Source organism: Streptomyces sp. NPDC036822, assembly GCF_055609145.1.
Genome location: NZ_JBVJPY010000006.1, coordinates 93,678 through 106,484, shown reverse-complemented (window position 1 = coordinate 106,484; position 12,807 = coordinate 93,678). Strand labels below are relative to the sequence as shown.

Sequence of the window (12,807 nt, the reverse complement as noted above, 5' to 3'; positions counted from 1 at the left end):
GAATGCCTCGTAAGGGCCCCGCCCCGAAGCGCCCGGTCATCATCGACCCGGTCTACAGCTCTCCTCTTGTCACCTCGCTGATCAACAAGATCCTGCTGGACGGCAAGCGTTCCACCGCCGAGCGCATCGTCTACGGCGCCATGGAAGGCCTCCGCGAGAAGACCGGCAACGACCCGGTCATCACGCTGAAGCGCGCCCTCGAGAACGTGAAGCCGTCCCTCGAGGTCAAGTCCCGCCGTGTCGGTGGCGCCACCTACCAGGTGCCGATCGAGGTCAAGCCCGGTCGCGCCTCCACCCTCGCGCTCCGCTGGCTCGTGGGTTACTCCCGCGCCCGTCGCGAGAAGACCATGACCGAGCGCCTCATGAACGAGCTCCTCGACGCCTCCAACGGCCTCGGTGCTTCGGTCAAGAAGCGTGAGGACACGCACAAGATGGCCGAGTCCAACAAGGCCTTCGCGCACTACCGCTGGTAGTCGCAACCCACATCGAGACCGAGAGAAGACTGAGCCGATATGGCTACCACTTCGCTTGACCTTGCCAAGGTGCGCAACATCGGCATCATGGCTCACATCGACGCGGGCAAGACGACCACCACCGAGCGGATCCTGTTCTACACCGGCGTCTCGTACAAGATCGGTGAAGTCCACGACGGCGCTGCCACGATGGACTGGATGGAGCAGGAGCAGGAGCGCGGCATCACGATCACGTCCGCCGCGACGACCTGCCACTGGCCGCTCGAGGACGTCGACCACACCATCAACATCATCGACACCCCGGGCCACGTCGACTTCACCGTCGAGGTGGAGCGTTCGCTCCGCGTGCTCGACGGTGCCGTGACGGTGTTCGACGGCGTCGCCGGTGTCGAGCCCCAGTCCGAGACTGTCTGGCGTCAGGCGGACCGCTACGGCGTGCCGCGTATCTGCTTCGTCAACAAGCTCGACCGTACGGGTGCCGAGTTCCACCGCTGTGTCGACATGATCGTGGAGCGCCTCGGCGCCGTCCCGATCGTCATGCAGCTCCCCATCGGTTCCGAGATGGACTTCCAGGGTGTCGTGGACCTCGTCCGCATGAAGGCCCTGGTCTGGTCCGCGGAAGCGACCAAGGGCGAGATGTACGACGTCGTCGACATCCCGGCCACGCACACCGAGGCCGCTGAAGAGTGGCGCGGCAAGCTGGTCGAGACCGTCGCCGAGAACGACGAAGAGATCATGGAGCTCTTCCTCGAGGGCCAGGAGCCCACCGAGGAGCAGCTGTACGCCGCGATCCGTCGTATCACCATCGCCTCCGGCAAGGGTGGCGGCGAGAAGACGATCACCCCCGTCTTCTGTGGCACCGCGTTCAAGAACAAGGGCGTTCAGCCCCTGCTCGACGCCGTCGTGCGCTACCTCCCCTCCCCCCTGGACGTCGAGGCCATCGAGGGCCACGACGTCAAGGACGCGGAGCTGGTCGTCAAGCGCAAGCCGTCCGAGGACGAGCCGCTGTCCGCGCTCGCCTTCAAGATCGCGAGCGACCCGCACCTCGGTAAGCTCACCTTCGTCCGGATCTACTCCGGCCGCCTGGAGGCCGGCACCTCGGTGCTGAACTCCGTCAAGGGCAAGCGTGAGCGCATCGGCAAGATCTACCGCATGCACGCGAACAAGCGTGAGGAGATCGACTCGGTGGGCGCCGGCGACATCGTCGCCGTCATGGGCCTGAAGCAGACCACCACCGGTGAGACGCTGTGCGACGAGAAGAACCCGGTGATCCTGGAGTCCATGGACTTCCCGGCGCCGGTCATCCAGGTCGCGATCGAGCCCAAGTCCAAGGGTGACCAGGAGAAGCTGGGTGTCGCCATCCAGCGTCTCGCGGAGGAGGACCCCTCCTTCCAGGTTCACTCGGACGAGGAGACCGGCCAGACCATCATCGGTGGTATGGGCGAGCTTCACCTCGACATCCTCGTCGACCGTATGCGTCGCGAGTTCAAGGTCGAGGCGAACGTCGGCAAGCCGCAGGTCGCGTACCGCGAGACGATCCGCAAGGCCGTCGAGCGCGTGGACTTCACCCACAAGAAGCAGACCGGTGGTACCGGTCAGTTCGCCAAGGTGCAGATCGCGATCGAGCCCATCGAGGGCGGCGACGCCTCGTACGAGTTCGTGAACAAGGTCACCGGTGGCCGCATCCCGAAGGAGTACATCCCTTCGGTCGACGCCGGTGCGCAGGAGGCCATGCAGTTCGGCATCCTGGCCGGCTACGAGATGACCGGCGTTCGCGTCATTCTTCTCGACGGTGGCTACCACGAGGTCGACTCCTCCGAGCTCGCGTTCAAGATCGCCGGTTCGCAGGCGTTCAAGGAGGCCGCGCGCAAGGCCTCCCCCGTGATCCTCGAGCCCATGATGTCCGTCGAGGTCACCACGCCCGAGGACTACATGGGCGAGGTCATCGGTGACATCAACTCCCGCCGTGGTCAGATTCAGGCCATGGAGGAGCGCAGCGGCGCTCGCGTCGTGAAGGGCCTCGTGCCCCTTTCGGAGATGTTCGGCTACGTCGGCGACCTCCGCAGCAAGACCTCGGGTCGCGCAAGCTACTCGATGCAGTTCGACTCCTACGCCGAGGTTCCGCGGAACGTCGCCGAGGAGATCATCGCGAAGGCCAAGGGCGAGTAACTCTCCCAAGTTCACGCTTTAGGCTTGACACCAGTCGCCGGGGCTCATTCCCCCGAAAACCCGAGGGTTCGGGCCCCGGCGCCTGGCATCCCAGCAAAGATCACCTGGCGCCGATGAAGCAAGGCGTACAGAACCACTCCACAGGAGGACCCAGTGGCGAAGGCGAAGTTCGAGCGGACTAAGCCGCACGTCAACATCGGCACCATCGGTCACATTGACCACGGTAAGACGACCCTCACGGCCGCCATTACCAAGGTGCTGCACGACGCGTACCCGGACCTGAACGAGGCCTCGGCCTTCGACCAGATCGACAAGGCTCCTGAGGAGCGCCAGCGCGGTATCACCATCTCCATCGCGCACGTCGAGTACCAGACCGAGTCGCGTCACTACGCCCACGTCGACTGCCCCGGTCACGCGGACTACATCAAGAACATGATCACGGGTGCCGCGCAGATGGACGGCGCCATCCTCGTGGTCGCCGCCACCGACGGCCCGATGCCGCAGACCAAGGAGCACGTGCTCCTGGCCCGCCAGGTCGGCGTTCCGTACATCGTCGTCGCCCTGAACAAGGCCGACATGGTGGACGACGAGGAGATCCTGGAGCTCGTCGAGCTCGAGGTGCGTGAGCTCCTCTCCGAGTACGAGTTCCCGGGCGACGACCTTCCGGTCGTCAAGGTCTCGGCGCTCAAGGCGCTCGAGGGCGACAAGGAGTGGGGCCAGTCGGTCCTGAACCTGATGGCCGCCGTCGACGAGGCGATCCCGCAGCCCGAGCGTGACGTCGACAAGCCGTTCCTGATGCCGATCGAGGACGTCTTCACGATCACCGGTCGTGGCACCGTCGTCACCGGTCGTATCGAGCGTGGTGTCCTCAAGGTCAACGAGACCGTCGACATCGTCGGTATCAAGACCGAGAAGGTCACCACCACGGTCACCGGCATCGAGATGTTCCGCAAGCTGCTCGACGAGGGCCAGGCCGGTGAGAACGTCGGTCTGCTCCTCCGTGGCATCAAGCGCGAGGACGTCGAGCGCGGCCAGGTCATCATCAAGCCCGGTTCGGTCACGCCGCACACGAGCTTCGAGGCCCAGGCCTACATCCTGTCGAAGGACGAGGGTGGCCGTCACACCCCCTTCTTCAACAACTACCGCCCGCAGTTCTACTTCCGTACCACGGACGTGACCGGCGTCGTGACCCTCCCCGAGGGCACCGAGATGGTCATGCCGGGCGACAACACCTCCATGACCGTCGAGCTGATCCAGCCCGTCGCCATGGAGGAGGGCCTGAAGTTCGCCATCCGTGAGGGTGGCCGGACCGTGGGCGCCGGCCAGGTCGTCAAGATCAACAAGTAATTGTCGATCGTCTGACCTGTGCCGCTCCTGACGGAGCGTCAAGAAGGGGCCCCTGCCCCGCCGTTCGCGGCGGGACAGGGGCCCTTTTGTTTCCACCCCGGTGGCGGTCGTGTCATTGCCGGCCAGTAGCATGCGTTCGATTGGCCGTGTCATGTCCATCAGGGGTGGGAGACAACTTGAGTTCGGGACGTCGAGCGAGACGTACGACAGTGGCGGCGCGCGTGCGCCGGACCGCCATAGGGACCGCCATCGGGGTCGTCACGGTCCTGGGCATCCAGGCCGCCGCGAACGGAGCCGTCTTCGGCACCGAGGAGAACGGCGCGGCGGCGGACAAGCCCGGCGTGTACAGCACCGAGACCGGCGACCACGGTTCGGGCAAGAGCGAGCTGCACAAGCTGGCGCTGACCGACAAGGGCAAGGGCGAGGCCGTCCTCACCCAGCGGACCACCGAGCCGTTCGGCCTCCTGGGCGTCTCCTGGACCGACCCCGAGGAGACGGTCAAGGGAAAGATCGAGGCCCGCACGCGCGACGCCGAGACCGGTGAGTGGACCGACTGGCAGGAGCTGGAGCCGTATCCGGCGCTGCTCGACGGCAAGCGCGCCGGCGCCCGCGGCTCCACCGAGCCGGTCTGGGTGGGCGCCTCCGACGGCGCCGAGGTCAGGGTCAGCGACGGAGCCACCGCCGGCACGCTGCCGCCCGGTCTGCGGCTGGAGATGGTCGACCCGGGCGCCGCGGCCTCGGAGGCGAAGGAGGACGGCGAGCTGAACGCCGAGCCCGCCGCCTTCTCCGCGGACGTCCCGCCGACCCCCACCGGCCCGGCGTCGACCGCCCCGCAGCCCAAGGTCGTCACCCGCGCCGCGTGGGAGGCGGACGAGAGCCTGAACAACGAGGGCCCGATCTACCTCCCCGGAGGCAAGATCAAGGCGGTCTTCGTCCACCACACGACGAACGCCGACTACGAATGCTCGGAGTCCGCGGCCGTCGTCAAGTCCATCCACGTCTACCACGTGAAGACCAACGGGTGGCGCGACCTGGGCTACAACTTCCTCGTCGACAAGTGCGGGACGATCTTCGAGGGCCGCCAGGGCGGCATCGACCAGCCGGTCCTCGGCGCGCACACCTACGGCTGGAACTCCGAGTCCACCAGTGTCTCGATCATCGGTGACTACACGAACCAGGCCGCCTCGAACGCCGCGCTGATCTCCGCCTCGCGCGTGACCGCGTACAAGCTCGGGCAGTACGGCGTCGACCCGCTGAGCAAGGCCACGCTGACCGCGGGCGCCACGCAGAACAACTACTTCGGCACCTCGTTCACGACGGGCCAGACGTACTCGTTCGACGCCATCTCCGGTCACCGCAACGGCTTCAACACCCAGTGCCCGGGCAACATGCTCTACCCGCAGCTGCCGACCATCCGCAGCTACGCCTCCGGCACCGTCGCCAACCTGAAGATCGACTCCATATCCGGCGGCGCGACCGCCGCCGGCAGTGGCTACGAGACGCCGGGACCGCTGACGGTCAACTGGTCCACGAGCACCCCGAACGCCCTCGTCCACAAGTTCGAGCTGCTCGTCGACGGTCAGGTGGCGAACTGGTCCTGGGGCCACATGCGGAGCGCCTCGGCCACGCTCGCGGGCTACGGCGCCCACCAGGTCGCCGTCCGGGCCACGCACACGTCCGGCAGGACGACCACCACCCCGGCCGTCACCGTGACCGTCCCCGGCCCCAAGACGTTCAAGCCCGTCACCCCGACCCGCCTGATGGACACCCGGGCCGGTCTCGGTGTGCCGAAGGCCAAGGTCGGCCCCGCCGGTGTGGTGACCCTCCAGGTCACCGGAGCCAACGGCATCCCGGCCACCAACGTCGGCGCCGTCGTGCTGAACGTCACCGCGACCGCCCCGACGGCCACGAGCTTCGTGTCGGTCTACCCGAACGGCACGGCCCGGACGAGCGCGTCGAACCTGAACTTCACCGCCGGCAAGACGATCCCCAACCTGGTCGTCGTCCCCGTCGTGAACGGCAAGGTCAGCTTCTACAACCACGCCGGCACCGTCGACCTGATCGCCGACATCACCGGCTACTACACGACCGAGACCACGGGCTCCACGCACGTCAACCACGGCCCGCTGCGGCTGATGGACACGCGCTCCGGTCTCGGCGTGCCGAAGGCCAAGGTCGGCCCGGACAGCGTCGTGACGCTGCCGGTCGCGGGCGTGCAGGGCGTTCCGGAGACCGGCGTGACCGCCGTGGTCCTCAACGTGACGGCGACCGCCCCGACCTCGGCGAGCTACGTCTCGGTCTACCCCAGCGGAACGACCCGTACCAGCGCGTCGAACCTGAACTTCACCGCCGGCCAGACGATCCCGAACCTCGTGGTCGTCCCGGTCGTCGACGGCAAGGTCAGCTTCTACAACCGCTCCGGCTCCGTGGACCTGATCGCGGACATCACCGGCTACTTCACCTCCGGTGGTGAGGGCGCGTCCCACATCAACCTGGGTCCGAAGCGGCTGATGGACACCCGTTCCGGCCTCGGCGTCGCCAAGGCCCCGGTCGCCGGGGGCAGCGTCGTGACCCTCCCGGTCGCGGGCGTCCAGGGCGTGCCCGCCTCGGGCGTGACCGCCGTGGTCCTCAACGTGACGGCGACCAGCCCCACCTCGGGGAGCTTCGTCTCCGTCTACCCGGACGGGACGACCCGGACGAGCGCGTCGAACCTGAACTTCACCGCCGGCCAGACGATCCCGAACCTCGTGGTCGTCCCGGTCGTGAACGGCAAGGTCAGCTTCTACAACCACGCGGGGTCGGTCGACCTGATCGCCGACATCACGGGTTACTTCACCCGGTGATCTGACCGCACGCGAGAGCTCGGGCCCGTCTCCCTCCGGGGAGGCGGGCCCGAGCCGCGTTCAGCTCCGTGCGCCCCGCTCCGGCCGCCACGCCCACGGGCGGGCGTCGGCGCCCAGGCCGACGGCGGTGGCACCGTCCGCGCCGAGCAGCAGGGCGGCGCCCCCCACGGGGGCCGTGCCCTGGGTACGGGTGTGCAGGCGGCCGCCCCGGCGCAACTGGATCCGGCCGCGGAGGTCCTTGCCGAGCAGGACGGTCGACCGGGCGTCGGCGGCCGCGGTCACGATGCCGTACCCGTCGAAGGCCGCGTCCCCGCCGCCGCTCGACAGCAGCTCCTTGGCAGCGGGCTCGCGGCGGTACACCTCCACGCCGTCGGGGCGGCGCGGGGCGGGGACCGCGGCGACGGGGTCGCCGGCACCCGGGAGCGGCGCGGCCCGAACGCCGTCGATCCAGTGCTCCACGGTCTCCCGGCCCGCCGCCAGGAGGTGGACCCGCCCGGCGCCGTCGGCGAGGGCCGTCAGCCCGTCCTGGACCTCCGCGTCTCCCGGGAGGGCGCGCCACGGGCTCCAGGCGCCGTCGGTGCCCCGTACCCGCGTCGACACGCCCTTGCCCGCGTCGCGTACGAAGAGGTGGACCCGGCCGTCGGGGGCGGTGACGGCCACCGGCACGCCGATCCGGCGGCCCCGGTCGTCGCCGCGCTCCGGATTGCCGAGGCCCCGCCAGGCGCGGAAGGGCCCGCCGGGGGAGCGCTGCTCCAGGAGGACGACCTCACGCCGGTTCGGGCCGCCGCGGCCGTCGAGGGCGGCGAAACGCACCCCGACGAGGAGCACCCGGCCGTCGGGCAGCACCGCCGAGCCCAGCTCCGGTGCGAGCGGGCCGCCCCCGAGGTCCTCCGGTTCGCCCCAGAGCCCCGAGCCCTTCTCCGTCTCGCGCCAGCGGACCGCGCGGAGACCGAGCACCCCGTAGGCGTCGAGCCGCCCGTCGGGCCGGGTGAGGACGGCCGGCCCGCGGCCGGGCCAGCGGTGGTGGGTGGCGCGTACCCAGCCCTTCCTGTTGGTGAGAGGGCGGTCGCCGCCGACGCCGTAGTCGCCGCAGCCTGAGGGGTTGCCGCACTCCCAGGACGGGTCGCCGCCGTACGGGACGAGGTGCCGGGCCTTCTCCGCGAGGACCTGCGGGGGGAGGTTCTTCGGCCAGTGGCGGTTGTAGTAGCCGCGGAACGCCGTCGTGGTGAACGCCGGCACGGGCTCGCCGTCACGGGCGGAGTCGGCGACCCAGCGGATGAGCGCGGCCCACGAGAAGCAGGCGACGGCGGTGTGGTCGCCGTGGTCGGAGTAGCCGGGCTGCTCGCTGTCGCGCTTGCGGGTGGCCTCGTCACCGAGCTGGATGTCCGGGTCCGGGTCGAGGGTCTGGACGACGGTCGGCCGGTACCGCTCCAGGAGGCCCACGAGGACGTCGACGAGACCTTCGTGGTCGTAGGGCTGGGAGCGGTCGACGGGGGAGCCGGCGGAGACGTGGGTGGGCAGTTCGAGGGCGCGGTCGTTCCAGAGGGCGGGCAGGGCCATGTAGCGGCGCGGGGTGTGCATCGGCAGGTTGAGGAAGATCAGCTCGACCCGGCGTCCGGCGTGGGCCAACGTGTCGATCTCGGCCCCACGGCCGCCGCGCAGGGTGACGACGCCCCGGTCCCAGGGGGTGAACCGGTCGAGCCCGATCGCCTCGGCGTACGCCTGGCGCAGGCCCTGGTGGCGGGCCGAGGAGTAGGCGGCCTTGTCGGGCGCCGCCGCCGGCATGCCTTTGACGCGGTTCACGCCGGTGTGTTCGCCGGCGGTGACGTAGACGGAGACGAGGGGGACACCGGCGTCGAGCATGCGCTGGGTGTCCGGGTTCATGAAGTAGAGGTCGTCGTCCGGGTGCGCGGCGAACTGCATCAGCCGGGCGCGCCGGGACCGGGCGATCGGCATCCCGGGCGCGGGGTCGGCGGTGGGCGCCGACCGGCGGGGGGCCGGGACGGAGCACCCGGTGAGGGCTGCGCTCCCGGCGAGGGCGGTCGCGGCGACGGCGGTGGCGAGCACCCCGCGTCGGCGGGGCCGGGCGGTCCCGGAAACGGATATGTCGTCCACTGGTGGTGCTTCCCCCGCGCTGGGTACCGGTCATCGAGCGCCTGGGAAGACGATGGCCGCAGGCGAAAGGTTGTACGGAAGTCGGTCACACGGACGCACGTCACACCGCCGTGGCCGGGCGGCCGGCCCGCGCGGGCCTGCGAGCCGCCCCGGAGCCGGGGGAGGAGGCCCGCCGCCTCTCGCCCGTGTCCAGGCGTACGCCGGCCCCCGCGCGCTCGCCCCCCCCCGCGCTCGGATCACGGATCGGTGAACGCCTGACCTGCCTCTTCGTGGTGCCCCGCCCCGTGAGAGTCTCCGGTCCGACACGTTCGACAGGGGTGGGGAACATGAGCGAGAAGGAACCGTCGGTCTCCGACGAGGAGTGGGCGGCGCTCGTCAGGGGCGCGGAGCTGGAAGGGCTCGGCGCGGGGGTGCCGAAGCCGCGGGGGCGGCGCTTCGGGCGCAAGGCCGCTCCGGTCCGGTCCGCCGAGCAGCCGGAAGGCCGGCGCACGGGGCCCGCGTGGCGCGAGAGGGACGGCCGCGGCAACGCCCGGCGCCAGGCGAAGGGCGCCCTGGGGATGGTGCTCGTGGTCGGACTCGGCCTGTTGGCCCTGCGCCCCGAGCTGGTGACCGACCGGCTTCCGGACGGATGGTCCGGCGGTACGGAGACGGCCCCCCTGGCCGCCGAGACCGCGCCGCCCTCCGCCGCCCCCTCGCAGGAGGCGGTCCCGGACGCCCCGACCCTGAAGGAGCCCTTCCGGGGATCCCCGGCCCTGCGCTGGGCGGACGGCGCCGCGGGCATCGAGCCGCCTCCGGCGAAGGCCCTCGGCTGGATGTCGAAGGAGCGTACGAAGGCGGCGCTCGAGAAGACCAAGGCCTTCCTGGTCGCGGCCAACCTCGACCCGGCCGTGCTTCAGGGCGGGAAGCCCGCCGCCGCGCTCGCGCTGCTCGACCCGAAGCAGGAGGGGCTGCGGTCGCGGATGGAGCGGTCACTGGTCGCGCCCGGTGAGCAGCAGGACCCGACGCTGCTCTTCAGCCGCTTCGACCCGCGCGAGGTGCGTCCCGTCGGCACGGTGGTGAAGGTCCGGGGGCGGATGACCCTGGCGAAGGGCGAGGGCAAGAACGCCGGCGAGGTCCTGGTGCACACGGACTACACCTTCGTCTACCCGGTGGTGAAGACCCGGCCCGGCGCCGACGAGGTGACCCGGACGATCGTCCGGCGCGTGATCACGTTCTCCTTCGCCAATCCGGCCAAGTACCTGGTCACCAAGGGGACGTTGGGAGTGACCAGCTGGAAGACGGCCGCCGGCAACGACGACTGCCACCGTCCCGAGGACGGCTTCTACCACCCGGTGTTCCGGGAGGACCTGCTCGCCGATCCCGGCCCCGCGCGATCGGGTCCGGCCGTGGATCCGTACGACCGCAGCACGAGCCTGGACGATCTTCCGCAGGAGTGCGGCACGGTCACCCGCAGCTGAGCCGCCGGGGGAGCGGGCCCGTTCGCTCGTGACCCCGCGTGTACCCCAACGTGACGTGGGGTACAGTCTTGCGCCCCGATTGGCGGCCGGATGCCCCCGTATGGCAGACTGTCGGGGTTGCTCGGTTGAGTGCCGATGCTGCGCGCCTCCCGTCGGGAGGACCGGAAGCGAGTCCCACAGTACTCGTCGACCCCATGCGGGTCGGACGTACGGGAATCTTCTGGGAAGCGTCAGCGGGGTACCGACCAGGCACTCGGCGGGTGTTCTGCCCCCGGCTCGCGGTCACAGGGACCGCACCCCCTTGGTTGGGAAATCCTCAGGGATTTCTGCGTAGAGGGAGTGCGACACGCCCGACCGCGTGGGTCGGAGGCGGAGTCAAGAGAAGCCCCGAGTTCCAGAGCGTTACGAGAGACAGGACTACTGAGTAGCCATGGCGGGACAGAAGATCCGCATCCGGCTCAAGGCCTACGACCACGAGGTCATCGACTCCTCGGCGAAGAAGATCGTCGAGACGGTGACCCGCACTGGTGCGTCGGTCGCGGGCCCGGTGCCGCTGCCCACTGAGAAGAACGTGTACTGCGTCATCAAGTCGCCGCACAAGTACAAGGACTCGCGCGAGCACTTCGAGATGCGCACGCACAAGCGCCTCATCGACATCCTCGACCCCACGCCGAAGACGGTCGACTCGCTCATGCGTCTCGACCTGCCGGCCGGCGTCGACATCGAGATCAAGCTCTGAGGTGACGCGCGAGATGGCAAAGAACATTAAGGGCGTCCTGGGCGAGAAGCTCGGCATGACCCAGGTCTGGGACGAGAACAACCGGGTCGTCCCGGTGACCGTCGTCAAGGCCGGGCCGTGCGTCGTCACCCAGGTGCGCACCAACGACATCGACGGCTACGAGTCGGTCCAGATCGCCTTCGGCGAGATCGACCCGCGCAAGGTGAACAAGCCCCTCAAGGGTCACTTCGCCAAGGCAGACGTCACCCCGCGCCGCCACCTGGTGGAGCTTCGTACCGCTGACGCCAGCGAGTACACGCTCGGCCAGGAGATCACCGCCGCCGTGTTCGAGTCGGGCGTCAAGGTCGACGTCACCGGCAAGAGCAAGGGCAAGGGCTTCGCCGGTGTCATGAAGCGTCACAACTTCAAGGGCCTCGGCGCCGGTCACGGCACGCAGCGCAAGCACCGCTCCCCCGGTTCCATCGGTGGCTGCGCCACCCCGGGCCGTGTGTTCAAGGGCCTCCGCATGGCGGGTCGCATGGGCAACGAGCGGGTCACCACCCAGAACCTGACCGTCCACGCCGTTGACGCGGAGAAGGGTCTGCTGCTCATCAAGGGCGCGGTCCCCGGCCCGAACGGTGGCCTCGTCCTGGTCCGTACCGCGGCCAAGGGGGTTTGAGGAACCGATGAGCACCATTGACATCCTTTCGCCGGCAGGCGACAAGGCCGGGACCGTCGAGCTCCCCGCGGAGATCTTCGACGCGAAGACCAGCGTTCCGCTGATCCACCAGGTCGTCGTCGCCCAGCTGGCCGCTGCCCGTCAGGGCACGCACAAGACCAAGCGCCGTGGCGAAGTCCGCGGTGGTGGCAAGAAGCCTTACCGCCAGAAGGGCACCGGCCGCGCGCGCCAGGGTTCGACCCGTGCGCCGCAGTTCGCCGGCGGTGGCGTCGTCCACGGCCCCGTGCCGCGTGACTACTCGCAGCGCACCCCGAAGAAGATGAAGGCCGCCGCCCTGCGCGGTGCCCTCTCGGACCGGGCGCGCCACTCCCGCATCCACGTCGTCACCGGCGTGGTCGAGGGTGAGGTCTCCACCAAGGCCGCGAAGACGCTGTTCGGCAAGATCTCGGAGCGCAAGAACCTGCTCCTGGTCGTCGACCGCGCCGACGAGGCCGCGTGGCTCTCCGCCCGCAACCTGCCCCAGGTTCACATCCTGGAGCCGGGCCAGCTCAACACGTACGACGTGATCGTCTCCGACGACGTGGTCTTCACCAAGGCCGCCTTCGAGTCCTTCGTGTCTGGCCCCCAGACCGCTGAGACCGAAGGGAGCGAGGCCTGATGTCCGAGGCCACGATCACCAGCAAGACCTTCACGGACCCGCGCGACATCCTCGTCAAGCCGGTTGTCTCCGAGAAGAGCTACGCGCTGCTCGACGAGAACAAGTACACGTTCATCGTCGCGCCCGGATCCAACAAGACCCAGATCAAGCAGGCCGTCGAGGCGGTCTTCTCGGTCAAGGTCACCGGGGTCAACACGATCAACCGTCAGGGCAAGCGCAAGCGCACCCGCACCGGTTTCGGCAAGCGTGCCAACACCAAGCGCGCCATCGTGACCCTTGCCGAGGGCAACCGTATCGACATCTTCGGCGGCCCGACCGCCTGACGGCGGTCGAGTCGTCCGGAATCGG

The 12,807-nt window shown here is 69.4% G+C and carries 10 protein-coding genes; 9 read left to right on the top strand and 1 reads right to left on the bottom strand.

Features of this window, described 5'->3' with window-relative positions:
- The first annotated feature begins 2 nt into the window (after positions 1 to 2).
- From rpsG to ACZ68P_RS16205, 4 genes are all read left to right on the top strand, one after another.
- Positions 3 to 473: a 30S ribosomal protein S7 gene (gene rpsG, locus ACZ68P_RS16220; RefSeq protein WP_003966970.1), complete on the top strand. Its 471-nt coding sequence runs from the start codon at positions 3 to 5 to the stop codon at positions 471 to 473.
- Positions 474 to 512: 39 nt separating this feature from the next.
- On the top strand, positions 513 to 2,642 hold the full coding sequence (gene fusA, locus ACZ68P_RS16215; protein WP_471006510.1) for an elongation factor G: 2,130 nt from the start codon (positions 513 to 515) through the stop codon (positions 2,640 to 2,642).
- Positions 2,643 to 2,795: 153 nt separating this feature from the next.
- Positions 2,796 to 3,989, top strand: a complete 1,194-nt coding sequence (gene tuf / locus ACZ68P_RS16210; RefSeq protein WP_147980746.1) for an elongation factor Tu — start codon at positions 2,796 to 2,798, stop codon at positions 3,987 to 3,989.
- A gap of 221 nt (positions 3,990 to 4,210) precedes the next feature.
- On the top strand, positions 4,211 to 6,832 hold the full coding sequence (locus tag ACZ68P_RS16205) for an N-acetylmuramoyl-L-alanine amidase (RefSeq protein WP_471006508.1): 2,622 nt from the start codon (positions 4,211 to 4,213) through the stop codon (positions 6,830 to 6,832).
- Between the two features lie 60 nt (positions 6,833 to 6,892).
- Here ACZ68P_RS16205 and ACZ68P_RS16200 read toward each other — a convergent pair whose 3' ends face one another.
- A complete protein-coding gene (locus ACZ68P_RS16200) occupies positions 6,893 to 8,788 on the bottom strand; it encodes a PIG-L family deacetylase (protein ID WP_471007139.1) in 1,896 nt (631 codons plus the stop codon).
- Positions 8,789 to 9,273: 485 nt separating this feature from the next.
- On the opposite strand from ACZ68P_RS16200, the gene ACZ68P_RS16195 reads away from it, so the two are divergent.
- The 5 genes from ACZ68P_RS16195 (at position 9,274) to rplW (ending at position 12,782) form a co-directional block, all read left to right on the top strand.
- Positions 9,274 to 10,404, top strand: coding sequence for a hypothetical protein (locus ACZ68P_RS16195; RefSeq protein ID WP_471006506.1), 1,131 nt, complete (start codon positions 9,274 to 9,276; stop codon positions 10,402 to 10,404).
- Positions 10,405 to 10,834: 430 nt separating this feature from the next.
- Complete coding sequence (rpsJ, locus tag ACZ68P_RS16190; protein ID WP_003948644.1) at positions 10,835 to 11,143, top strand: 30S ribosomal protein S10; 309 nt, start codon at positions 10,835 to 10,837, stop codon at positions 11,141 to 11,143.
- A gap of 13 nt (positions 11,144 to 11,156) precedes the next feature.
- Positions 11,157 to 11,801, top strand: a complete 645-nt coding sequence (gene rplC, locus ACZ68P_RS16185) for a 50S ribosomal protein L3 (protein WP_147980750.1) — start codon at positions 11,157 to 11,159, stop codon at positions 11,799 to 11,801.
- 7 nt (positions 11,802 to 11,808) lie between these two features.
- On the top strand, positions 11,809 to 12,459 hold the full coding sequence (gene rplD / locus ACZ68P_RS16180) for a 50S ribosomal protein L4 (RefSeq protein ID WP_158989419.1): 651 nt from the start codon (positions 11,809 to 11,811) through the stop codon (positions 12,457 to 12,459).
- Entirely contained in the window at positions 12,459 to 12,782 is a 324-nt protein-coding gene (gene rplW, locus ACZ68P_RS16175; RefSeq protein WP_158989420.1) for a 50S ribosomal protein L23, read from the top strand. Before rplD ends, rplW begins: the two co-directional genes overlap by 1 nt.
- Positions 12,783 to 12,807: the final 25 nt, after the last annotated feature.